This window comes from Bradyrhizobium sp. R2.2-H, assembly GCF_004346455.1.
Lineage (GTDB): Bacteria > Pseudomonadota > Alphaproteobacteria > Rhizobiales > Xanthobacteraceae > Bradyrhizobium > Bradyrhizobium diversitatis.
Genome location: NZ_SMBR01000016.1, coordinates 124,199 through 145,386, shown reverse-complemented (window position 1 = coordinate 145,386; position 21,188 = coordinate 124,199). Strand labels below are relative to the sequence as shown.

Annotated in this window: 21 protein-coding genes; 19 read left to right on the top strand and 2 right to left on the bottom strand. The window is 63.1% G+C overall.

Annotated elements, in window-relative coordinates; translation table 11 throughout:
* Positions 1-2 precede the first annotated feature (2 nt).
* Genes EDE08_RS32335 through EDE08_RS32315 form a run of 5 tightly spaced genes read left to right on the top strand, consistent with a single transcriptional unit; the run spans position 3 to position 6,328 of the window.
* Positions 3-1,109 (top strand): ABC transporter ATP-binding protein, encoded by a 1,107-nt coding sequence (locus EDE08_RS32335; protein ID WP_131873143.1) that lies wholly within the window; start codon positions 3-5, stop codon positions 1,107-1,109.
* A gap of 21 nt (positions 1,110-1,130) precedes the next feature.
* Entirely contained in the window at positions 1,131-1,622 is a 492-nt protein-coding gene (locus EDE08_RS32330; RefSeq protein WP_197488783.1) for a (2Fe-2S)-binding protein, read from the top strand.
* 2 nt (positions 1,623-1,624) lie between these two features.
* Entirely contained in the window at positions 1,625-4,012 is a 2,388-nt protein-coding gene (locus tag EDE08_RS32325) for a xanthine dehydrogenase family protein molybdopterin-binding subunit (protein WP_131873145.1), read from the top strand.
* 11 nt (positions 4,013-4,023) lie between these two features.
* Positions 4,024-4,821 carry an FAD binding domain-containing protein gene (locus EDE08_RS32320; protein ID WP_131873147.1) on the top strand — a complete coding sequence of 266 codons (798 nt, stop codon included), beginning with the start codon at positions 4,024-4,026 and terminating at the stop codon, positions 4,819-4,821.
* A 16-nt stretch (positions 4,822-4,837) separates the two neighbouring features.
* On the top strand, positions 4,838-6,328 hold the full coding sequence (locus EDE08_RS32315) for an amidase (RefSeq protein WP_131873149.1): 1,491 nt from the start codon (positions 4,838-4,840) through the stop codon (positions 6,326-6,328).
* Positions 6,329-6,505: 177 nt separating this feature from the next.
* Here the strand turns inward: EDE08_RS32315 and EDE08_RS32310 are convergent, their stop codons facing one another.
* Together EDE08_RS32310 and EDE08_RS32305 are read right to left on the bottom strand one after the other, a co-directional pair.
* Complete coding sequence (locus tag EDE08_RS32310) at positions 6,506-7,405, bottom strand: LysR substrate-binding domain-containing protein (protein WP_131873151.1); 900 nt, start codon at positions 7,403-7,405, stop codon at positions 6,506-6,508.
* Between the two features lie 216 nt (positions 7,406-7,621).
* Entirely contained in the window at positions 7,622-8,077 is a 456-nt protein-coding gene (locus tag EDE08_RS32305) for a MarR family winged helix-turn-helix transcriptional regulator (RefSeq protein ID WP_131873153.1), read from the bottom strand.
* Positions 8,078-8,323: 246 nt separating this feature from the next.
* On the opposite strand from EDE08_RS32305, the gene EDE08_RS32300 reads away from it, so the two are divergent.
* The 14 genes from EDE08_RS32300 to EDE08_RS32235 all read left to right on the top strand — a co-directional run bounded on the left by EDE08_RS32300 (position 8,324) and on the right by EDE08_RS32235 (position 21,174).
* Complete coding sequence (locus EDE08_RS32300; RefSeq protein WP_131873155.1) at positions 8,324-9,373, top strand: substrate-binding domain-containing protein; 1,050 nt, start codon at positions 8,324-8,326, stop codon at positions 9,371-9,373.
* Positions 9,374-9,439: 66 nt separating this feature from the next.
* Complete coding sequence (locus EDE08_RS32295) at positions 9,440-10,678, top strand: urea ABC transporter substrate-binding protein (RefSeq protein WP_061882172.1); 1,239 nt, start codon at positions 9,440-9,442, stop codon at positions 10,676-10,678.
* 63 nt (positions 10,679-10,741) lie between these two features.
* Positions 10,742-11,608, top strand: a complete 867-nt coding sequence (locus EDE08_RS32290) for a branched-chain amino acid ABC transporter permease (RefSeq protein ID WP_061020378.1) — start codon at positions 10,742-10,744, stop codon at positions 11,606-11,608.
* On the top strand, positions 11,608-12,672 hold the full coding sequence (locus tag EDE08_RS32285; RefSeq protein ID WP_131873157.1) for a branched-chain amino acid ABC transporter permease: 1,065 nt from the start codon (positions 11,608-11,610) through the stop codon (positions 12,670-12,672). The genes EDE08_RS32290 and EDE08_RS32285 overlap by 1 nt, the downstream gene beginning before the upstream one ends.
* Before the next feature lie 2 nt (positions 12,673-12,674).
* Positions 12,675-13,403 carry an ATP-binding cassette domain-containing protein gene (locus EDE08_RS32280; protein WP_061882174.1) on the top strand — a complete coding sequence of 243 codons (729 nt, stop codon included), beginning with the start codon at positions 12,675-12,677 and terminating at the stop codon, positions 13,401-13,403.
* Complete coding sequence (locus tag EDE08_RS32275; protein WP_131873159.1) at positions 13,400-14,101, top strand: ABC transporter ATP-binding protein; 702 nt, start codon at positions 13,400-13,402, stop codon at positions 14,099-14,101. Before EDE08_RS32280 ends, EDE08_RS32275 begins: the two co-directional genes overlap by 4 nt.
* Before the next feature lie 84 nt (positions 14,102-14,185).
* Positions 14,186-15,700 (top strand): amidase, encoded by a 1,515-nt coding sequence (locus tag EDE08_RS32270; RefSeq protein WP_131873161.1) that lies wholly within the window; start codon positions 14,186-14,188, stop codon positions 15,698-15,700.
* Positions 15,700-16,002, top strand: coding sequence for a putative quinol monooxygenase (locus tag EDE08_RS32265; RefSeq protein WP_131873163.1), 303 nt, complete (start codon positions 15,700-15,702; stop codon positions 16,000-16,002). The genes EDE08_RS32270 and EDE08_RS32265 overlap by 1 nt, the downstream gene beginning before the upstream one ends.
* A 33-nt stretch (positions 16,003-16,035) precedes the next feature.
* On the top strand, positions 16,036-16,488 hold the full coding sequence (gene ureE / locus EDE08_RS32260; RefSeq protein WP_131873164.1) for an urease accessory protein UreE: 453 nt from the start codon (positions 16,036-16,038) through the stop codon (positions 16,486-16,488).
* Positions 16,475-17,158: an urease accessory protein UreF gene (locus EDE08_RS32255; protein WP_245524942.1), complete on the top strand. Its 684-nt coding sequence runs from the start codon at positions 16,475-16,477 to the stop codon at positions 17,156-17,158. Before ureE ends, EDE08_RS32255 begins: the two co-directional genes overlap by 14 nt.
* Positions 17,159-17,172: 14 nt before the next feature.
* The gene (ureB, locus tag EDE08_RS32250) at positions 17,173-17,871 is read left to right on the top strand and encodes an urease subunit beta (RefSeq protein WP_131873166.1); all 699 of its coding nucleotides are present in this window, start codon (positions 17,173-17,175) and stop codon (positions 17,869-17,871) included.
* A gap of 2 nt (positions 17,872-17,873) precedes the next feature.
* Complete coding sequence (ureC, locus tag EDE08_RS32245; RefSeq protein WP_131873168.1) at positions 17,874-19,580, top strand: urease subunit alpha; 1,707 nt, start codon at positions 17,874-17,876, stop codon at positions 19,578-19,580.
* The gene (ureG, locus tag EDE08_RS32240; protein WP_131873170.1) at positions 19,577-20,227 is read left to right on the top strand and encodes an urease accessory protein UreG; all 651 of its coding nucleotides are present in this window, start codon (positions 19,577-19,579) and stop codon (positions 20,225-20,227) included. Before ureC ends, ureG begins: the two co-directional genes overlap by 4 nt.
* A complete protein-coding gene (locus EDE08_RS32235; protein ID WP_131873172.1) occupies positions 20,224-21,174 on the top strand; it encodes an urease accessory protein UreD in 951 nt (316 codons plus the stop codon). Before ureG ends, EDE08_RS32235 begins: the two co-directional genes overlap by 4 nt.
* Positions 21,175-21,188: the final 14 nt, after the last annotated feature.

Genomic DNA, 21,188 nt, shown 5'->3' with positions numbered 1-21,188 from the left:
GAATGAAGAGCGATCGCGGCGATATCGAACTGGCGGGCGTCTGCAAGAGCTTTGACGGCGCGACCTACGTGGTCGACGGCGACAATCTGAAGATCGAGGACGGCGCCTATTGCTGCTTCATCGGCCCGTCCGGCTGTGGCAAGACCACGATCCTGCGCATGATCGCAGGCCATGACGACCCGACCGCCGGCGAGATCGTGATCGGCGGCCAGAACGTCGTCGGTCTTGCGCCGGTGCAACGGCGCACCGCGATGATGTTTCAGTCTTACGCGCTGTTCCCGCATCTGACCGTGCGGGAGAACATCGCCTTTGCGCTTCGCGTGCGCGGCCAGTCCAAGTCCGATCGGCTGCGCGCGGCGGATGCCATGATTGAGAAGGTCAGGCTGACGCAATTTGCCGACCGCTTGCCGGCCCAGCTTTCCGGCGGCCAGCAGCAGCGTGTGGCGCTGGCCCGGGCCGCGATCACCGAGCCGCGCGTGCTGCTGCTCGACGAGCCGCTGTCCGCGCTCGACGAGCAGCTCCGCGTCCAGATGCGCCAGGAGCTGCGGCGGATGCAGCAGGAGCTCGGCATCACCTTCATCCACGTCACCCATACCCAGCTCGAGGCGATTGCGCTGGCCGACCTCGTCGTCGTGATGGAGCAGGGCAAGATCAAGCAGGCGGGCCCGGCGCGCGACGTCTACGCCCATCCGCACGATCGCTATGTCGCCGAGTTCATGGGCGGTCAGAACGTGTTGTCGGGCCGCGTCGAGAAGGTCAACGGCGCGAGCTTCACGCTCGCGCAGGCAGCGCCTGATGGCATCGAGGTGTCGCTGCGGCCACGCTCGGCCGTCAGCGTCGGCGATAAGGTCGATATAGCGGTGCGCCGCGACGACGTCGCGCTGGTCCGGCCCGGCAGAGACTTGCCTCCGGGTTGCACAACCTCGCTGCCGAGCCGCGTGCTCGCGATCGAATACCAGGGCTATTTCGTCAAGGTCATGCTCGACACGGTGCCGGACGACGAGTTCGTCGCCTACGTGCCGGAAAAGACCTTCTTCGCAGATCCCTTCGCCATAGGCGATGTCGTGATGGCCACATGGGCCGCCGGCAGCGCGTTGCCACTCGCCTGAAGACCCGCCGCGCACAGGAGCATGACCGTGCAGATATCCTTTACACTCAACGGCCGCCCCACCACCGTGGATGTCGAACCGGCGACCCTCGTCGCCGAGCTGCTGCGCGAGCAGCTCAACCTGACCGGCACCCATATCGGCTGCGACACCAGCCAGTGTGGCGCCTGCGTTGTGCATCTCGACGGCCTGCCGGTGAAGAGCTGCACGCTGCTGGCGCCCGCGCTCGACGGCGCGACGCTGCTGACCATCGAAGGCCTGCAAGGCGCGCCGGGCTCGAACCTGATGCATCCGATGCAGGAGGCGTTTCGCGAGCATCACGGCCTGCAATGCGGCTTCTGTACGCCGGGCATGCTGATGACGGCGGTCGCGCTGGCTGCCGAGAAGCCCGACTTGACCGAGGCCGACGTCCGTCACGGCCTCGAAGGCAATATCTGCCGCTGCACCGGCTACCAGAACATCGTGGTTTCCGTCATGGCCGGCGCTGCCGCCATGAACGCCGCCAAGGGAGAGTGACCATGGGCAATGTGATCGGCATTGGCGCCGCGCCGAAGCGGAAAGAGGACCAGCGCTTTCTCACTGGCCGCGGCAATTACGTCTCCGACATCAAGCGCCCCGGCATGGCTGCAGGCGTGTTCGTGCGCTCGCCGCACGGGCATGCGGTCCTGCGTGGCATCGACAAGAGTGCGGCGCTGGCTGCGCCCGGCGTCATCGCCGTGCTGACCGGCGAGGACGTCAAGGCCGATGGGCTCGGCTCGTTGCCCTGCGGTTGGGGCATCTCGGATGCCAAGGGCGTTCCGATGAAGGAGCCGCCGTTCCCGATGCTGGCGCAGGGCAAGGTGCGCTTCGTCGGCGACATGGTGGCCTTCGTCGTCGCCGAGACGCCGGAGCAGGCGAATGTCGGGGCCGAGCTGTTGAAGATCGACTACGAGGTGTTGCCCTCGGTGGTCGGCCTGCTCGAAGCTGTCAGGCCGAATGCGCCGCAGCTTTTCGACGATGTTCCGAACAACGTCTGTTGCGACTGGGAGCTCGGCGACAAGGCCGCGGTCGAGACCGCGTTCAGGAAGGCTGCGCATGTTGCCAAGCTCAGCCTGGTCAATAACCGCCTGATCGGCAACCCCATGGAACCGCGCGCGGCGATCGCCGAATACGAGCCGGGCACCGATCGCTTCACACTGTGGACCACAAGCCGGTTCCCGCATGTCGTGCGCTTCCTGATGGGTGCCTTGGTGCTGAACATCCCGCAGCACAAGCTGCGCGTGGTGGCGCCGGATGTCGGTGGCGGGTTCGGCGTCAAGCAGTTCCACTACGGCGAGGAGGCCGTGATCACCTGGGCCGCCAAACGCGTCAGGCGGCCGGTGAAATGGGTGGCGAGCCGCTCGGAGGGCTATGTTTCCGACCGTCACGGCCGCGACCATGTCACGGAGGCCGAACTCGCGCTCGACGAGACCGGAAAATTCCTCGCCTTCCGCGTCAACACGCTCGCCAATATGGGCGGCTATCTCTCGACCTTCGGGCCCAACATCCCGACCAATCTCTACGGGCCGCTTCTCGGCGGCGTCTACACCACGCCCGCGATCTACTGCAACGTGAAGGTGGTGTTCACCAACACCGTGCCGGTTGACGCTTATCGGGGCGCGGGCCGGCCCGAGGCGACGTTCGTGCTGGAGCGCATCGTTGATGTCGCAGCGAGCGAAATGGGGATCGACCGCGTCGAGATCCGCCGCCGCAACATGATACCGAAGGAGGCCTATCCGTACCAGACGCCGGTATTGGTGCAGTACGATTCCGGCGATCCCATGGGCTGCCTCGACGGCGCGCTGATTGCCGCCGACGTCAAGAATTTCGGCATCCGCAAGGCGGCTTCCGCCAGCAAGGGCAAGTTCCGCGGGCTCGGTTACTCAACTTATGTCGAGGCCTGCGGCCTTGCGCCGTCGCGGTTCGCAGGGAGGCTCGGCGCGCGCGGCGGCCTCTACGAGAGCGCCACGGTGCGCGTGCATCCGACCGGCCAGGTCACGGTCATGATCGGCACCCACAATCACGGCCAGGGCCACGAGACGACCTTCGCGCAGATCGTCTCGGAGAAGCTCGGCGTCGCCTTCGAGAATGTCGACATCGTGTTCGGCGACACCGATCGGGTGCAGTTCGGCATGGGCACCTATGGCTCGCGCTCCCTCGTGGTCGGCGGCGCCGCGTTGTCGAAGGCGACCGACAAGGTGATCGCCAAGGGCAAGAAGATCGCGTCCCATCTGCTCGAGGCGGCCGAGGTCGACATCCAGTTCGAGGCAGGAAAGTTTTCGGTCGCGGGCACGGACCGCAGCAAGACCTTCGAGGAGATCGCCGGCGCGGCCTATGTGCCGCACAATTATCCGCTGGAAGTGCTGGAGCCGGGGCTGGAGGAGCAGGCCTACTACGATCCCGTCAACTTCACCTATCCCGGCGGCTGCCACATCGCCGAGGTCGAGGTCGATCCGGAGACGGGCACGGTCACGCTGGTCAACTACACCGCGGTCGACGATGTCGGCACGGTGATCAATCCGATGATCGTCGAGGGGCAGTTGCACGGCGGCATCGTGCAGGGCGTCGGCCAGGCGCTGTTCGAGAATGCGGTCTATGACGAAGGTTCAGGGCAATTGCTGTCGGGCTCGCTGATGGACTACTGCATGCCGCGCGCCGATCATCTGCCGATGATGAAGGTGGCGACCCATTCCACCCTGTGCACGCATACGCCGATGGGCGTGAAGGGATGCGGTGAGGTCGGAACCATCGGTTCGCCGGCGGCGGTCATCAACGCGGTCGTCGACGCGCTCTCGCATCTCGGCGTCACCCATGTCGACATGCCGGCCACGCCGAACCGGATCTGGCGCCTGTTGCAGAACGCGTCGCTGCCGGTCGCCGCGGAATAGGGAGGATGACAATGAAGCCGTTTGCCTATCACCAGCCTGACCAGATCCCCGATGCGGCCAAGCTTCTCACCTCGATCGAGGACAGCAAACTCGTTGCCGGCGGCATGACGCTGATTCCGACGCTGAAGCAGCGGCTGGCCAATCCGCCTGCGCTGGTCGATCTGTCGAAGCTCGGGGCGCTGAAGGGCATCACCGATGGCGGCGCGACGATCACGATTGGCGCAATGACTCCGCATGCGGTGGTCGCCGCCTCCAGGCTGGTCCAGACAAGAATCCCGGGGCTCGCCGCGCTGGCCTCGATGATAGGCGATCCCGCGGTGCGCAGCCGCGGCACCATCGGCGGCTCGGTCGCCAACAACGATCCCGCGGCTGACTATCCCGCCGGCGTGCTCGGTCTCGGCGCCACCATCATCACCAGCGCGCGCGAGATCGCGGCCGACAAGTTCTTCCTCGGCCTCTTCGAAACCGCGCTTGGGCCCGGTGAGATCATCACGGCGATCCGTTTTCCGGTGCCGTTGAAGGCCGGCTACGCCAAGTTCAAGGCGCCGGCCTCCCGCTATGCGCTGGTCGGTGTGTTCGTCGCCAAATTCGCCGATGGTGTCCGCGTCGCCGTGACCGGCGCCGGTTCAGGCGTCTTTCGCGTGCCGCCGATGGAGGACGCGCTGTCGTCCAATTTCGATCCCTCGGCCATCGCCGCGATCAAGATCGATACGGACGGTCTGACCTCCGACATTCATGCCGAAGCCGATTACCGGGCGCATCTCGTCACGGTCATGGCCAAGCGCGCCGTCGACGCGGCGCTCAGCTAGCTCTTTGGGATTGATGATGACTGATGGTTCCGGCCGAACGGCCTTCCCGCCGGCGCCGACTGGCCTTGGTGCGCTCTCTGTTGCCGAGATCATGGCCGGCTACCGGCGCAAGGCGTTCACCCCGCGCGATGTGGTCGACGACACCATCGATGCGCTGCAGGCGACGAATGAGGCCTGCAATGCGGTGGTGACGCCGATGTACGAGCAGGCGAGGGTAGAGGCGGACCGGCTCACCAGGGAAATGAGTTCGGGCGAGGCCAAGGGGCCGCTTGCCGGTGTGCCAGTTACGATCAAGGATCTCGTCTTCGTCGCGGACGTGCCGGCCTATGCCGGCTCGCCGATGAACAAGGCGTTCGTGCCCAACGTCGATGCCGCCGTGGTCTCGGCGCTGAGGGCGTCCGGTGCGATCATCACCTGCAAGACCACCACCTGCGAGTCCGGCTACAAACTGACGGCGGACAGCCCGGTCACCGGCACGACGCGGAATCCCTGGAATCCCGGCCGCACCAGCGGCGGTTCCAGCGGTGGCGCAGCGGCCGGTGTTGCCGCCGGTTGCGGGCCGATCGCGATCGGCACCGATGGCGTCGGCTCGATCCGCGTGCCGTCGTCCTTCTGTGGCGTGTTCGGACTGAAACCGACCTTCGGCCTGGTGCCGCGCTCGCCAGGCTTCTCGCCGCCGTCCTGGGCTTCGCTCGCCCATACCGGGCCGATCACGCGCACCGTCGCGGATGCCGCGCTCACCTTGGAGATCATCGCTGCTTACGACCTGCGCGACCCCGCGAGCCTGCCGGTGTCGCCACGCCGCTTCGACACCAACGCGGCGCCGTTGGACGGCATTCGCATCGGCGCCAGCGCCGATCTCGGCTACGCCGCTGTCAGCCCGGATGTTCGTGCCGCGTTCAGCAAAGCGCTGGCCGTTCTCGACGGCTGCGGCGCGCAGATCACCCTGGACGGCCCTGGTCTCGATCCCGGCATTCTGGAGCACACGCTGAAGCCGATTGCCTTCACCGAGCAGGCGGCGGCGGTGGCGACCAGGACCGCTGCCGATCTCGCAAGCTCGGAGACCGACTACCGTGATGTCGTCACGGCAGGCCGGCGTTTCAGCGGCACGGACTACATCGAGGCCGGCTACCGCCGGGGCCAGGCGCGCAATGCGTTCGTAAAGCTGTTCGAGCGTGTCGATGCGCTGGTGACACCGACGGTCGCGGTGACCGCGTTCGAGGCCGGGCGTATCGGTGTCGATACGATCGACGGCTGCAAGGTCGATTCGCATCTCGGCTGGTCGCCCTTCACCTGGCCGATCAATCTTGCCGGCCTGCCGGCGGCGACGTTGCCCTGCGGTTTCGACCGCGACGGCCTGCCGGTCGGTCTCCAGATCGTCGCGCCCTGGCTCGACGAACCCACGATCTTCCGCATCGCCGCCGCCTTCGAGCAGGCGCAACCCTGGGCCAAGTTCTGGCCACCGCTGGCTTTACGCGAATCGGACCGAGCGCGTACCAAGGCGTGACGGGCCATGGTGGAATCCTGCTGCTGTTTTGCCCGACATGTCAAGCTAAGCCGCCGCCAGCGCATGGCCTCATTGTCACCCGCGTAAGTCCTTGATCCGACTAGCTCCGTCTACTGTGCATGGGGTTGTTTTCCCACTTTTTGTGGGAGAGCGAGGGACGCGTGCAATCTTGTCGTCTCAGGACAGCTCGATCGGCATACCCCTGCCGCTGAGCTCTTCGTCCAGGCGCAGGTAGTGCGCGAGGTAGTCGTGCAGGGCGGTTGCTGCTTTCGAGGTCGCGCCGCTCGACTTGTAGAGCAGCAGCTCGATCTTCGGCAGCGGTGGAAGGCCTTCGTTCGGCCCGATCTCGCGCATTGCCGGCACCAGCGCGCTGCGCCCGAGCACGGTAACCGCCATGCCTGCGAAGGCCGCGGCCTGAAGGCCGCCGACGCTTTCGCTGACACAGGCGATGCGCCAGCGCAGGTTTGCGCGTTCCAGCGTATCGATGGCGTAGTCGCGATAGATGTTGCCCGGCGGCAATAGCGCGAGCGGGATCGGACGTTCCTGATGCGCGGCGGATTGTTCGCCGGTCATCCAAACCAGTTGCTCTCGGCGAACCACCTGGCCGCCGGTGAAGTCGTTCATGCGGGTAACGAGCGCGATGTCGACATCGCCGCGCTTGACGAGGCCGACCAGCGGCGTAGAAAGCGCGCAGTTGAGCTCCACCTGCACGCGCGGAAAGGATTTCCGGAACACGCTGAGGATCTGCGGCAGCATGAACGCGGCGTAGAGATCGGGCGTGCCGAGCACGACCTGGCCCTCGATCTCCTGTGACGCCAGCTGCGAAATCAGCTCGTCATGCAACCTCAGGATGGATTTGGCGTAGGTGAGGACGGTGGTGCCGTCGTCGGTCAGCGTCAACCTGCGGCCGCCATGCTCGAACAGCTGCTTGCCGGTCAGCTCCTCCAGCCGCTGCAATTGAAGGGTGATCGCAGGCTGGGTGCGGCCAAGCCGTCGCGCCGTCTCGGTGATGCTGCCGGTCTCGACCACCGAGATCAGAGACCGGAGCATGCGGATGTCGAGACTGATGAGGTTCATGCGGCGTCCATGTCGCCCAGAATTTATGCAAGTTCCGTGCTACCTCTCGCGAGCTTGTCGGTGACGATCTTGTTGCCGGCGCGAGGAGGAAGTGGCGGCCTTGCCGTCACAGGCGCCGCTGACACCATTGTTGCCTTCGATCACAATGTTGAAGACTGGAGTTAGCGGGATCGGACGGCACACCGAGCCTACGAAGTAGCCCGCGGGCGAAGGCCATCAATCGTGGATCAGTGTTTCTTGTCCGCGAACCGGGTATGAATGCGCGGAGGCACGGTCGCTAAGCAACTCCGAGAGCAGGCCCGTCAGGACTGTGGCATCTGATGCGCCCAGCCTGTTCAAAAGGTTCTGCTGAATGGATTTGATGATTGGGCCGATGTCCTTGAATTGCTCCGCCCCTCGCTGCGAGAGGAAAATCAGGACCCTGCGCCGGTCATGTGGATCGGGCGCGCGATAGACCTGCGCCGACTCGACCATTCTGTCGATGATCTTTGTGAGCGTTGGACCGTCGACCAAGAGGCGGGTTGCCAGATCGCCCATCGGCATCCCGTTTTCTTCGGACAGCGCCTCGAGCACGCGGTACTGGTGAAGAGATAGGCTTCGTGGCTTGAGCTTCGCTTCCAGCATCTGCTCAAGCCGGCGATTCACACCTCGGATGAGTTCGGGGAGGTCCACGTTGCACCCTCAGCGAATTATTTGATATTTCAATATTTGCATTGGAACGTAACGAGGAGCAAGCGAAAAGCAGGTTTGCGCGCAACTGCCTAGGGAAGGGGCGAATGCATCGGCTGGCGCCGCGAAAAAGGGCATGTTCCCTTCAGGATCGAGCGTTCTCGTCGTCAAACGGGCCGTAGCGGCACAGGATTGCCGTTGGCACGATTCGTGAGTGTTCTGTGCACGGAAAGTGCGGAGACACCATCGTTGCGTAGCGTCCGGATATGTCTGCTCATCCCGCAGAGCGGCGCTGCGGGGCTTTGGGCCCCGTCAGCCGAGGCGTGCGGACGCTTGGCCGTCGACGAGATTAACGCCATGTCCGGTGTCCTTCGCCGTCCCGTCGAATTGCACGTCGTGAACGCCGGAGAAACCGGCCCAAGTGCGGGATGGGCCGCGCAAGATGCAATTGACATCGATCGTGTCGACGGCATCGTCGGAATGTTGCCGAGCTTCGCGCGCGATTTCGTGGCGCGCGCGGCCCGTGGTCGCGTTCCGTTCATATATACGCCGCAGTTCGAAGGCCGCTCATCGACGCTGGACGTCATGGCGACCGGTGAGACCGCAGAAGAGCTGCTTTCTCCCGCGATTCAATGGCTTTCGGAGACGAGGCGTGCGCGCCGATATTTTCTTTGCGGCAATGACTACGTATGGCCTCGCTCATCGCTTCAGATTGCGCGCAGGTCGATTGCCCGCTTGGGCGGCACGGTGACGGGTGAATACTATCTGCCGGTCGGCCAGCATGACTTCGACGAGATACTGGACCGGATCAAGGCAACGGGCTCGGACGTCGTTCTTCCGTATTTCCTTGGCTCTGACTGCATCGCATTCAATCGCGCCTTCTCTGCGGCGGGGCTGAGTTCGCGCGCGCTGCGGTTTTCCTCGGCGATCGACGAAACTGTGGCATACGGCCTCAACGCAGATGAAACCGAGAATCTCTACGCCGCTTCGGGCTACTACGGGTCGATCCGCTCACGTAACAATGGCGCGTTTCTGGAGCGTTATCATACGGCATTCGGCGATAGTCCGCCTCCCGTGAATGCCTTTGGTGAGTCCTGCTACGAAGGCATTTACTCGCTCGCGTCCCTGATCGAGGAGGCCGCCAGTCTCGACGCGCGCAAGTTGACGCGTCTGTACGGAAGGACGCTCCAGCGACGCACGGCACGAGGCGACCTGGCGCAATCGGTGGTCGGCGGCCGCCATCCGATCTATCTGGCTCAGCTCGATGGGCACGATTTCTCTATCATCGCGCGGCGATAAAATAGCTTGCCTTTTCAAATATTGTATTAGTAATATTTTCCATCTCAAGGATTGATGGGGACATATATGACTTTCTCCCGCCGTCGCTTCCTGCAGCGCTCAGCAATTGCAACGACGACGTTGATTGCCGCACCTGCAGTCTTCCGCTCCGGCGCCTTTGGCGCCGAGAACCCGATCGTCGTCGGCAGCCTTCATGACCAGTCTGGTCCGATCGCAGCGTCCGGCACGCCCATGGTCTACGCGCTCCAGCTTGCTGTGGACGAGATCAATGCCGGCGGAGGATTGTTGGGACGCCCGTTGAAGGTCATCCACTACGACACCCAGTCGAACATTCAGATGTACTCGCAATTCGCGCAGCAGCTTGCGGTGAAAGACAAGGTGGATGTCGTCCATGGCGGCATCACTTCGGCCTCGCGCGAGGCGGTGCGTCCGACCTTCGATCGCTTCAAGGTGCTGTACTTCTACAACGTCCTCTACGAGGGAGGTGTCTGCGATCGTAACACCTTCTGTACCGGTACCACGCCTGCGCAGACCGTGGAAAAGCTGGTGCCGAGCGCGATGAAGAAGGCCGGCAAGAAAGCCTACATCATTGCCGCCGATTACAATTACGGTCAGATCACCGCGAAATGGATGACCAAGTACGTCAAGGACAATGGCGGCGAGGTGCTGGCGACCGACTTCTTCCCGCTCGACGTCACCAATTTCGGTACGACGATCTCGAAGATTCAGGCGGCAAAGCCCGACCTCATCCTGTCGGCACTGGTCGGCGGCAATCATACGGCCTTCTACCGGCAATGGACCTCGGCCGGCATGAAGGGCAAGATTCCGATCGCGTCGACCACTTTCGGTCTCGTCAACGAGCCGACCACACTCGATGCGGCCGAAAGCGATTCCATTCTCGGCGCCTACGGCTACTTCGAGGAGCTTACCACGCCGGCCTCGAAGAGCTTCGTCGAGAAGATCAAGAAGGCCCATCCCGACTCGCCCTATGTCAGCGAGCTGGCTGCCTGCACCTATGAGGGCGTCATGCTTTGGGCTGCCGGCGTGAAGAAAGCCGCCAGCATCGATCGCATGAAGGTGATTGCCGCGCTGGAGGACGGGATCGCTTTCGATGGCCCGAGCGGCAAGGTCACCTTGGACAAGCCGACCCATCACACCACCCGCAATGCGTTTCTCGCGGAGGTAAAGGACCGCAAATGGTCGGTGCTGGAGAGTTACTCCGACGTCAAGCCGGCCGATACTGCCAGTGTCTGCGATCTCGTCAAGAATCCGAACGACACCAAGCAGTACATCATCAATCTCTGATGTTAGCCGGGCCTCGCCACCGGCGGGGCCCCGTGACTTCGAGGGGACCGAAAGAATCCAAGAATGGCGATCTACCTCATCGTCGCGCTCGACGTCCTGAATGGGATATCGTCGCTGTTCCTGTTGTGCCTCGGACTGGCGATCATCTTCGGCATGATGAAGATCATCAATCTTGCCCATGGCGAGTTCATCATGCTCGGCGCCTATGCGACTGTCATATCGGCCAATGCAGGCGTGAATATCTGGATCGCGATGCTGGTCGTTGCTCCGCTCTTCGTAGGTCTCGTAGGTCTCGTCATCGAACGGTGCCTTATTCGCTTTCTCTATGGTCGCCTCGTCGATTCGATGCTCGCGACCTGGGGGCTCAGCCTTCTCATCATCGGGATCGTCACTACGATCTACGGCAACACGCAGCAGGGCGTGCCGACTCCTCTCGGTGGCTTCTCCATCGGTTCGTATCAGTCGAGCTATTACACGCTGTTCCTGGCCGGAATGGCGGTGGTCATGATGGCCGTGGTCTACGGCGTGATGAGCTACACCCGCTTCGGCCTGATCGCCCGCGCGACGATGCAGAACCCGGCAATGGCGGCCACGCTGGGCGTCAATCCGGCGCGGGTCTACATGAGCACGTTCGCGGTCGGGGCGGCCATCACAGGTCTCGCCGGAGGCTTGCTGGCTCCGGTTTCGGGCATCACGCCCGGCATGGGCGGCGCCTACGTCGCCAAGGCCTTCATGACCGTCGTCGGGGGAGGCGCTGCCATTCTGTCGGGGACGATGTCGGCGGCGAGCCTGTTCGGTGCTGTCAATCAGGTCGGCGCCTTCTTCACCACGCCGGTCTATGGCGAAGTCCTGGTGTTCACGGCCGCAATCGTGCTGATCCGCCTGCTACCGCAGGGAATTTCCGGCCGCTTCTTCAAGGGGAATCTGTAATGACCATCCGCTTTCGCCTTGTGGCTCAGGCGGTTGCCGTCCTTATCGCGATCATCGCGATCGCACTGATCCCGAGCGTCATCGAGCTGTTCGCGATGATGCAGTTGACGTTGTTCGCGGCAATGGCGGTGCTGGCGCTTAGCCTCGCCTTCATCTGGGGCTTTGGCGGCATCCTGTCGTTTGGACAGACGGCCTTCTTCGGCCTCGGCGGCTATGCCTACGCAATATCAGCGATCAATTTCCAGGATTCCACGCCGTCGATCCTGCTCGCCATTATCATTCCCGCGTTGTTCGCCGCGATCCTCGGCTACTTCATCTTCTTCGGCCGTATCTCCGACGTCTATCTCGGCGTGATCACGCTCACCGTGACTCTGATCCTGTTCAACTGCGTCAACTCGACCTCGGGCGACGAGTACAGGATTGGCAAGGCGTTGCTCGGCGGCTTCAACGGCATCCCGGCCGTGCCGACCTTCAACGTTCCATTCTATCCCGACCAGATCCTCTCGCCCGAACAATCCTGGTGGGTGACGGGTGGGACCTTGCTCGGGATATTCCTGCTGCTGCGTCTGCTGCTGTCTCTACCAGCGGGACGCGTCATCGTGGCGGTGCGTGAGAACGAGGTTCGTGCCTCGCTGCTCGGTTACGACCCACGGAAGGTCAAGCTGCTCACTTTCATTCTGAGCGGCGCGATCGCGGGGCTCGCTGGTGCGCTCTACGTCAACTGGGGCGCGTTCGTCGGGCCGACCATCTTCAGCCTCTCGTTGTCGGCGGAGATCATCATCTGGATCACGGTGGGCGGGCTCGGCACGTTGCTGGGTCCCATCGTTGGCTGCGTGCTCATCGAATACATCGTCGCCTATATCGGCTCGCAGCAGGCTCTGAACTCCAACCTCGTGCTTGGTGCCGTGCTGGTCGTCTTCGTGCTGCTGCTTCCGAAGGGACTCGTGCCGACGGCGCGCGACCTGCTGATGCGGCTCGTGCCAGCTCCAGAAGCGAAGGCGCAGCCCATAGATGATCAGGTGCCGCCATCAGTGGCCGCGTCTCACATGGCCGGAGCCGAATGACCATGGCGGACCTCGTACCCCTCCTCAAGGCAGAGCACCTCACGATGCGCTTTGGCGGTGTCGTCGCCAATGACGACATCACCTTCACATTGGAAGAGATGGAGCTGCGCTGCCTGATCGGGCCCAATGGCGCGGGCAAGAGCACTTTCTTCAAGACGCTGACTGGACAGCTTGTGCCGACGTCGGGTGCGATTGCGTTTCGCGGTCAGCCGATCGCCGGCAAGCTGTCGCACGAGATCGCCCGCATGGGAATCGGCATCAAGACCCAGGTGCCGAACGTCTTCAACGGTCTCTCGGTGCGAGAAAACATCTGGCTCGCCGTTCGGCGGAAAGCGACGCCGCGCGCCCAGGGGCCCGCGGTCGATGCGGTATTGCAGATGATCCGGTTGACGGATCATGCCGATCGCATCGTGGCGACGCTGTCACACGGCCAACGGCAATGGGTCGAAATCGGCATGGTGCTTGCGGCTGAGCCGGAGTTGATCCTGCTCGATGAACCGGCCGCCGGGATGACCGACGAGGAGACACTGCACACAGCCGCCATCATCCGCGAGATCAACCAGACCCGCGCCATCATCGTCGTCGAGCACGACATGGAGTTCATCAAGCAGATCGCAAAGAAGGTGACGGTCTTTCATCAGGGGCGGGTGCTGGTCGAAGACACCGTGGACAAGGTCCTGGCGGATCAGCGCGTGCGCGACGTCTATCTCGGCAAGAAGGTGGCGGCATGAGCGCGCTTCTCGAGGTCCGGGATCTACGATCGGGCTACGGCCGCATTCCAATCCTGTTTGGTCTCGACATGACGGTTCAGGATGGCGAGTATCTCGGTATTCTCGGCCACAATGGCATGGGCAAGACCACGACGCTGCGTGCGCTGATGGGGCATTTGCCGACGACGGGTGGCACCGTCACGTTCGCCGGCAAGCCGATCACCCATCTCAAGCCGTACGAGCGGTCCCGGCTTGGCATCGGGCTTGTGCCGCAAGGACGAGAGATATTTCCCGACCTGAGCGTCCTTGAGAACCTGCGAATGGGCCTGGCGGCGGCGCCGAAGGAGGACCGATCGGTCATCGACGCGGTGCTTCAGGACTTTCCGCGCCTGGTGCGGCTGCTCGACCGACGCGGTGGGGCTCTCTCGGGCGGCGAGCAGCAATTGCTGGCATTGGCGCGCTGTCTCTGCACGAAGCCCCGGCTGATCCTGCTGGACGAGCCGACCGAGGGTATCCAGCCATCGATCATCGAAGAGATCGTCGAGACGCTGCTCGCGCTGAAGAAGCGGTGGAACATGTCGCTGATCGTCGTCGAGCAGAACCTCGAGTTCATCACCTCACTGTCGGACCGGATTCTCAATATCCAGAAGGGGCGCATCACCGGAGAGCTCGACCGAGAAAGCCTTCTGGCTCGGGACGGCGCGATGCATCCAAACTAGGTTCAAGTTCCGGCGCGGCTGCGCCGGTCGTTACGATCGCTGGTTCTCTTGCTGCCGGCTTGTCCTCACAAGAAAGGATGACTTATGTCTATCAAACGCCCGACTGCCGAAGATGTCGCCGAGCTCGCCGCGAGCCTGCACATGAACATGACCGTCGAAGAAGCCGGAAGCTATCTTGCCCTCATGGGCGGGATGTTCGACGCCTACGACGTCATCGACGAGCTGCCGAACCCGCTGCCGCCGGTCAAATATCCGCGCATGCCGGGCTCCAAGCCGATGCCGAAGGACAACAAGTACGGCGCGTGGGCGATTAAGACGGAGGTCAAGGGTGCGGCGAGCGGCAAGCTCGCGGGTCGTACCATCGTGCTGAAGGACAACGTCGCCCTGGCCGGGGTCCCCATGATGAACGGCTCGACGACGCTCGAAGGCTTCATTCCCGCGGCCGATGCGACGATCGTGACCCGGATTCTCGATGCAGGCGGCACCATCGTCGGCAAGGCCGTGTGCGAGCACTTCTGCCTGTCGGGCGGCAGCCATACCTCCAATCCTGCACCGGTTCACAATCCCCTCAAGATGGGCTATTCCGCCGGCGGATCCTCGTCGGGAAGTGCCGCGCTGGTCGCAGCCGGCGAGGTCGACATGGCGATCGGCGGCGATCAAGGCGGCTCGATCCGGATCCCGGCATCCTATTGCGGCATCTACGGCATGAAGGCGACGCACGGGCTCGTGCCGTATACGGGCGTGATGCCGATCGAATCGACCATCGACCACACCGGCCCGATGACGGCCAACGTCGCCGACAACGCGCTGTTGCTGGAGGTGCTGGCCGGCGCCGACGGGCTAGATCCGCGCCAATATGCGCCGAAGGTCACGAGCTACACCGAGATGCTCCGCAAGGGGGTCAAGGGCATGAAGATCGGCATCCTCAAGGAGGGATTTGCCGTTGCGAACATGCAGGAAGGCGTTGCGTCCAAGGTGAAGGCCGGCGCAGAGCGTTTCGCAAAGCTCGGCGCCAGCGTGTCGGAAGTTTCGATTCCCGAACATCTTCATGCACTCGCGGCCTGGAACCCGATCACGCTGGAAGGATTCCTGGTCCAGATGATGATCGGCAACGGCATGGGCTTCAACTGGAAGGGCCTCTATGACGTGGGCCTGCTCGACGCCCACTCGGGTTGGCGTACCCGTGCCGACGACCTGTCGGAAACGCTCAAGCTCACAATGCTGGTTGGGCAGTGGGGCGTCAGCCATTATCGCGGTCGTTACTATGCCAAATCGCGCAACATCGCGATCGCTGCCAAGGCGGCCTATGATGCGGTATTCGGCTCTTACGATCTGCTGCTGATGCCGACCTTGCCCTGTGTCGCCACGCCGATCCCGGCCAAGGATGCGCCGCTCGCCGAGATTGTCCAGCGTGCCTTTGAAATGACGGCCACGACCAGTCCGTTCGACGTGACGGGTCATCCGGCGATGACCATTCCCTGCGGCCTGTCGGACGGCCTTCCGGTCGGCTTGATGCTGATCGCAAAAGACTATAACGAGGCGAGCATCTACCAGGCGGCGAGCGCCTTCGAAGCCGATGGTGATTGGAAGAAATTCTGATGATCACCATTACCGCCGTGATCAGGGCGAAGTCCGGGCACGAGACCACGATGCGCGACGCGCTGATGGCCGTCGCCGAAAATGTCGCGGCTAACGAGCCTGATACGATCGGATTCTTCATCTCGCAGAGCGAGGACGATCCGTGCGTGTTCACGACGTACGAGCGATTTTCCGACAAGGCCGCGATGGATCGCCACAACAGCTCGGCGGTCGTCGCGACCTTCTTCGGAATTGCCAAGCCCATCCTGGATGGCGAGGTCACTTTGGTGACCTCAAGGGAGGTGTCGGCAACGATGCGCTGAGCCGGGTCCATTTGCAGTTCGCGGGAGGATATCGTGACGTTACGGCTTCACGGCATCATCGGACGGTCCGACGACGCAGCCTATGCAGGCCGTCTTCACCACGTCGAACATCATGGCGGGATCGAGCTCCTGTTCGTGCCGCCGTCAGACGTCGGCCGCAAGCGCTTTCGCTTGACGACCGACCGCGGCACCGACTGCGCCGTCAGCCTGGACCGGGACGAGGACCTGGTCGACGGGGCATTGCTGTTTCTCGCACATGATCGCGCCATCATCGTCCGCTTCGGCGAGCAGGAATGTTGGCGATTGAAGCCCGCTAACCAAGCTGCCGCGCTGAAGCTGGGCTGGAATGCCGGAAATCTGCATTGGCGGGTCCGTTTCGAGAATGATGTTCTCGTCGTTCTGCTCGATGCTCCGCTCGACACTTACCGGGCACGGATCAGGCCGCTGCTCGAGGCAGGCGAGATCGTGGAGAGTGACGCTGTTTGACAAATCGCAAACGCTGGCCTTGTTGCAGCTCGGGGACAGTGCCTACCCGGCCGGCGGCTTTGCGTTCTCCTGGGGGCTGGAAGGCCTTGCTGCGGACGGCATGCTTGGCAATCGCGGCGAACTCGATCAGATCATCGCGGACCAGCTCGAGCGGCGCTGGGCAAGCATGGACCGTGTTCTGCTGCGCCAGGCCTTTCGGGCAGAGGATTGTGTGGCCATCGCGCGCGTGGATCGCTTGGCCGAGGCGGCAACACCCTCGGCCGAAATGCGGGAGGGATCGCGGCGGGCGGGCAGGGCGCTACTCGGGGTATGGTTCAGGCTCGATGGACCGCTATCGGTCGCCTACCGTGGCTTGGTGTCGTCGGACACGAGGCTAGGCCATCTGGCCGTTGTGCAGGCCGTCGTCGGCCGGGACGCGGGGCTCGGCCTGGAGGCCGCAGAGCTGGTTTCGGGCTGGACGCTCGTAACCGGCCTTGTCAGCGCAGCCGTAAGGCTCGGGATCATCGGCCACATCGAGGCGCAGCGCAGCCAGGAAGCCGCACGCATGTTGCTGGCGCGACTGCTCGAGGAAACTCCGCCGCCCGATGCGCTGCCTGCGAGCTTCACGCCGTTCATCGACATCGCGGTTTCGCGCGGACCGCTGCGACATGTCCGCATGTTCACGACTTGAGAGGATGCTCTTCCATGATGAACCTTTCACCGACCGAGATGGACCGCCTCGTCATCTTCAATGCCGCGCAAATGGCGCGCCGCAATCGGTCGCTTGGAATCCGGCTGAGCCATCCGGAGGCGGTCGCCTACATCACAGACGAGGTCATGACCGCGGCGCGCCGTAACCTGCCTTACGCAGAGATCCGCGACATGGCAGGCCGATTGTTGACATGGGACGATGTCGAGCCGGGCGTCGGGCAGATGATTCCGATGCTCTATATCGAATGCATGTTCGCGGAAGGGACCAAGGTGATGGCGCTTTTCGAGCCGGTCGGTCCCAGTGACACTTCGGTCGTGGACGATATCGTGCCCGGTGAGATCATCCCGGGTGACGGAGACATTGAGAGCTTCGCGAGCCTAGCTGCGATCACCATCGATGTCACGAATACCGGCGACCGTGACGTGCAGGTTCGCAGCCACACCCATTTCTTCGAGGTCAATCGCGCTTTGCTCTTCGATCGCGCGGCGGCCTGGGGCAGGAAAGTCGACCGTCCCGCGGGGGCCGGTATCCGTTTCGAGCCGGGGGTCACCAAGTCCGTGCGGCTGGTCCCGATCTCGGGTGATCGCGTCGTGCATGGGCAGGCAGGTCTCGTCAACGGTTCGTTGGATGCGCCGTCGGCGAGGGATGATGCGCTTCAGCGTGCTCGCGCCCGCGGCTATCTGGGAGCCTGACCATGGCCACACTGTCACGCAGGGCCTACGGCGAACTCTACGGGCCCACCAAGGGCGACCTAGTGCGATTGGCCGACACAAGTCTGCTCGCCGAGATCGAGCACGACTACACCACCTACGGGCACGAACTGCTGGTTGGTGCGGGAAAGAACCTGCGCGATGGCGAAGGCGTCAACGCCTACAGGACTGCCTCGCACAAGGCTCTTGACGTTGTCATCAAGAACGCCACCATCGTCGACGCAGTCGCCGGCATCGTGAAGGCCGACATCGGCATCCGTGACGGGCGCATCGTTGGCATCGGCAAGGCCGGCAATCCCGACGTGATGCCTGACGTGCATCCCGACATGGTCGTAGGTCACACGACGGCACCGATTGCTGGAGGTCCTTTCATCGTCACCGCCGGCGCCATTGAGTCGCACGCGCACCTGATCTCGCCCGAACAATCCGACCATGCGCTTTCCGGCGGGACGACCACCCTGGTCGGAAACGGATCAGGACCGGTCTTTGACGTCGGCAGCGGGGCCGCAACGACCTTCGCGCGCTTTCTGCAAGCGATCGAATTCTCCCCGCTCAATTTCGCCTTGTTCGGACGTGCGGGGTCCAACCCCGAGGCGATCGAGGAAGCGGTTGCGGCCGGCGGCATGTCCGTGAAGATTCACGAGGATTTCGGCGCCGCCCCGGCGGTGATTGATCAGAGCCTCATTGCGGCAGATCGCAATGATTTCGCTGTTCACCTCCACACCGACTCGATCAATGAATACGGCTTTTGCGAGGATACGATGGCGGCCGTCGAGGGCCGCACCATCCATATGTATCACGTAGAGGGCGCCGGCGGCGGTCACGCCCCGGACCTGCTGAAGGTCGTGTCGTGGGACAACGTCATTCCCTCGTCGACCAATCCGACCAATCCGTACACGTCCTACGGCATGGAGGAGGGCGTGCCGATGACGATGATCTGTCATCAGCTCAATTACAACGCGCCCGAAGACGTGATGTTCGGCGAGGCACGGGTGCGCGCCCAGTCGATGGCGGCGGAAGACTTTCTGCACGACATGGGGGCGATCTCGATATTCGGCACGGATACGCAAGGCATGGGGCGCCTCGCCGAGAACGTCGCGAAGTGCTGGCAGCTGGCGAGCGTCATGAAGGACCGGATCGGCCGCCTGCCCGAGGAAAAGACGGCACGTGCGGACAATGAGCGCATCAAGCGCTACATTGCCAAGCTGACCATCAATCCCGCCATTGCGGTGGGCATCGATCACCTCGTCGGCTCGATCGAGCCCGGCAAGATGGCCGATCTCGTTCTCTGGCCGCGCGCTTCCTTCGGCATCAAGCCCTATATGGTGATCAAGAACGGTTTTGTCGTCTGGGCAGCCATGGGCGACGGCAATGGCAGCCTCGGTCTGTCGGAACCGATGATTCAGAAGCGGATGTGGGGGGCGCTCGGTGCCGCACCGCAAAGGCTGGGCGTCAACTTCATGTCGAAGCTCGCCATGGATGCCGATGTGACCCGCAAGCTTGGCCTTGAGCGGGCCCCTGTCCAGATCAAGAATGTACGGAAATTGCGGAAGGCAGACATGTTGCGCAACGCCGCGACACCGCATGTCGAGGTCGACCCGCAAACGTTCGAGGTTCGGGCTGATGGGAAGCTTCTGATGTGCCCGCCGGCGACGAAGGTGCCGTTGGCAAGACGGTATATGCTCCGATGAGCCGGCTCTCGCTCAACAATGGATTGGCGCGGCCACGGATCGCGGCCGCACGGGTTGGAATCGGAGGACCGGTCGGTTCAGGCAAGACTGCGTTGGTGGAGTGCTTGATTCCAGCACTCGTTGCGCGGGGCATCGATATCGCCGTCATCACCAACGATCTCGTCACGGCCGAGGACGCCGAACGGATCAGACGCTCCGGGCTGATAGATCCGGCGCGGGTGTCGGCGGTCGAGGCGGGCGCGTGTCCGCACACCGTCATTCGCGAGGACCCTACGCTCAACATTGAAGCCGCGGATGAGCTCGAACGTCGTTTCCCTGGGGTCGAGCTGATCCTGCTCGAAAGTGGTGGTGACAATCTCGCCTCGACGTTCTCGCGCGATCTGACGGACTTCTGGATGTTCGTGATCGATGTCGCCGGAGGCGACGATATTCCGCGCAAGCGCGGTCCGGGTGTCATTCGCGCCGATCTTCTCGTCATCAACAAGGTCGATCTTGCGCCTCACGTTGGCGTAGATTTGGAGTGCATGCATCGAGACGCATTGAACGTCCGAGGAGATCGCCCGGTACTGCTCACCAATTGTCGCCGCGGTGACGGTATCGAATCGATCGTCGATCTCCTCGAGCGCGAAGTGTTGTTCAATACATGAACAATGCAACGGCGAACGAGGCAGCGCGGCTCGACCTTAGCTTCGTTCGGCGCGCCAACCGTACTGTGATCGACCGACGGAACTTCGCTTGGCCATTCGTGCTGACGCGCAGCTTTCATGTCGATCCGGATCGGCCAGATCGCCTCAGCGTGATTGTGCAGACGGCAAGCGGGGCGATTCACGGAGAGGATAGCCTTGCACAACGCCTCGTGCTCGGCCCCGGGACGGCCGTTTGCCTGACCACTCAGGGCGCGACGTCGGTTCATCGCGCCCACCCCGCTGCGCGCGCTGTCGAGACGGTGGAGCTTGATGTCGCGAGCAAGGCCAGTCTCGAATACCTGCCGGAGCCGCGCATCCTGTTTCCCGAGGCGGCATTGTCACAGACGATCGAGCTTGACTGCGCGCCCGACGCCTATGCGTTGATCGTCGATTCATTCACCATGCACGACCCCTGTGGCGGAGCGAGCTACTTCCGCGAGCTGGAGTCGACGTTCTGCCTGAGAAGATCGGGTGGCGAGCCGCTGCTGATGGAGCGGACGCGTCTGTTTCGCCCAGACCGAAGCCTCTTTCGTGGCTACGGGGCCTTCGGATCGGCATTCATTGTGCTGCCCTCTGCACATGATCCGGGAAGGCTGCAAGGGAGGTTGGCGGCAGCGCTAGAGCGAATCAAAGGGCTCTATGGCGCAGTGAGCGCGTCGCCGGCACAGGCTGGGCTCTCGATCCGTCTCGCTGCCCTGGACTTAAGAAATATCCGTCAAGCTTTTGACAGGATCAAACTAATCTATCGCGAAACGCTCTCGGAATGGATTGACGGACTACGTTCCGAGAACTTGTCCATCACCGAAAGAGATGCAGGTTACGATGCGAGGCTTGAGGAGCCAGCGTCGGTATCGCACCGGGGCGCGCCGAGCTGTGAGCAACACAGAGAACAGCGACCGACGCGATGATGGAGCGAGCCCTT

Excerpts from the sequence above, each read along its gene's own strand:
- EDE08_RS32290 (WP_061020378.1), top strand. The coding sequence starts at position 10,742 with ATGGCGATCTACCTCATCGTCGCGCTCGACGTCCTGAATGGGATATCG.
- EDE08_RS32295 (WP_061882172.1), top strand. The coding sequence starts at position 9,440 with ATGACTTTCTCCCGCCGTCGCTTCCTGCAGCGCTCAGCAATTGCAACG.
- EDE08_RS32325 (WP_131873145.1), top strand. The coding sequence starts at position 1,625 with ATGGGCAATGTGATCGGCATTGGCGCCGCGCCGAAGCGGAAAGAGGAC.
- ureG (WP_131873170.1), top strand. The coding sequence starts at position 19,577 with ATGAGCCGGCTCTCGCTCAACAATGGATTGGCGCGGCCACGGATCGCG.
- EDE08_RS32320 (WP_131873147.1), top strand. The coding sequence starts at position 4,024 with ATGAAGCCGTTTGCCTATCACCAGCCTGACCAGATCCCCGATGCGGCC.
- EDE08_RS32310 (WP_131873151.1), bottom strand. The coding sequence starts at position 7,405 with ATGAACCTCATCAGTCTCGACATCCGCATGCTCCGGTCTCTGATCTCG.
- EDE08_RS32270 (WP_131873161.1), top strand. The coding sequence starts at position 14,186 with ATGTCTATCAAACGCCCGACTGCCGAAGATGTCGCCGAGCTCGCCGCG.
- EDE08_RS32280 (WP_061882174.1), top strand. The coding sequence starts at position 12,675 with ATGGCGGACCTCGTACCCCTCCTCAAGGCAGAGCACCTCACGATGCGC.
- EDE08_RS32235 (WP_131873172.1), top strand. The coding sequence starts at position 20,224 with ATGAACAATGCAACGGCGAACGAGGCAGCGCGGCTCGACCTTAGCTTC.
- ureC (WP_131873168.1), top strand. The coding sequence starts at position 17,874 with ATGGCCACACTGTCACGCAGGGCCTACGGCGAACTCTACGGGCCCACC.
- EDE08_RS32335 (WP_131873143.1), top strand. The coding sequence starts at position 3 with ATGAAGAGCGATCGCGGCGATATCGAACTGGCGGGCGTCTGCAAGAGC.
- EDE08_RS32275 (WP_131873159.1), top strand. The coding sequence starts at position 13,400 with ATGAGCGCGCTTCTCGAGGTCCGGGATCTACGATCGGGCTACGGCCGC.
- ureB (WP_131873166.1), top strand. The coding sequence starts at position 17,173 with ATGATGAACCTTTCACCGACCGAGATGGACCGCCTCGTCATCTTCAAT.
- EDE08_RS32315 (WP_131873149.1), top strand. The coding sequence starts at position 4,838 with ATGACTGATGGTTCCGGCCGAACGGCCTTCCCGCCGGCGCCGACTGGC.
- EDE08_RS32265 (WP_131873163.1), top strand. The coding sequence starts at position 15,700 with ATGATCACCATTACCGCCGTGATCAGGGCGAAGTCCGGGCACGAGACC.
- EDE08_RS32285 (WP_131873157.1), top strand. The coding sequence starts at position 11,608 with ATGACCATCCGCTTTCGCCTTGTGGCTCAGGCGGTTGCCGTCCTTATC.
- EDE08_RS32330 (WP_197488783.1), top strand. The coding sequence starts at position 1,131 with ATGACCGTGCAGATATCCTTTACACTCAACGGCCGCCCCACCACCGTG.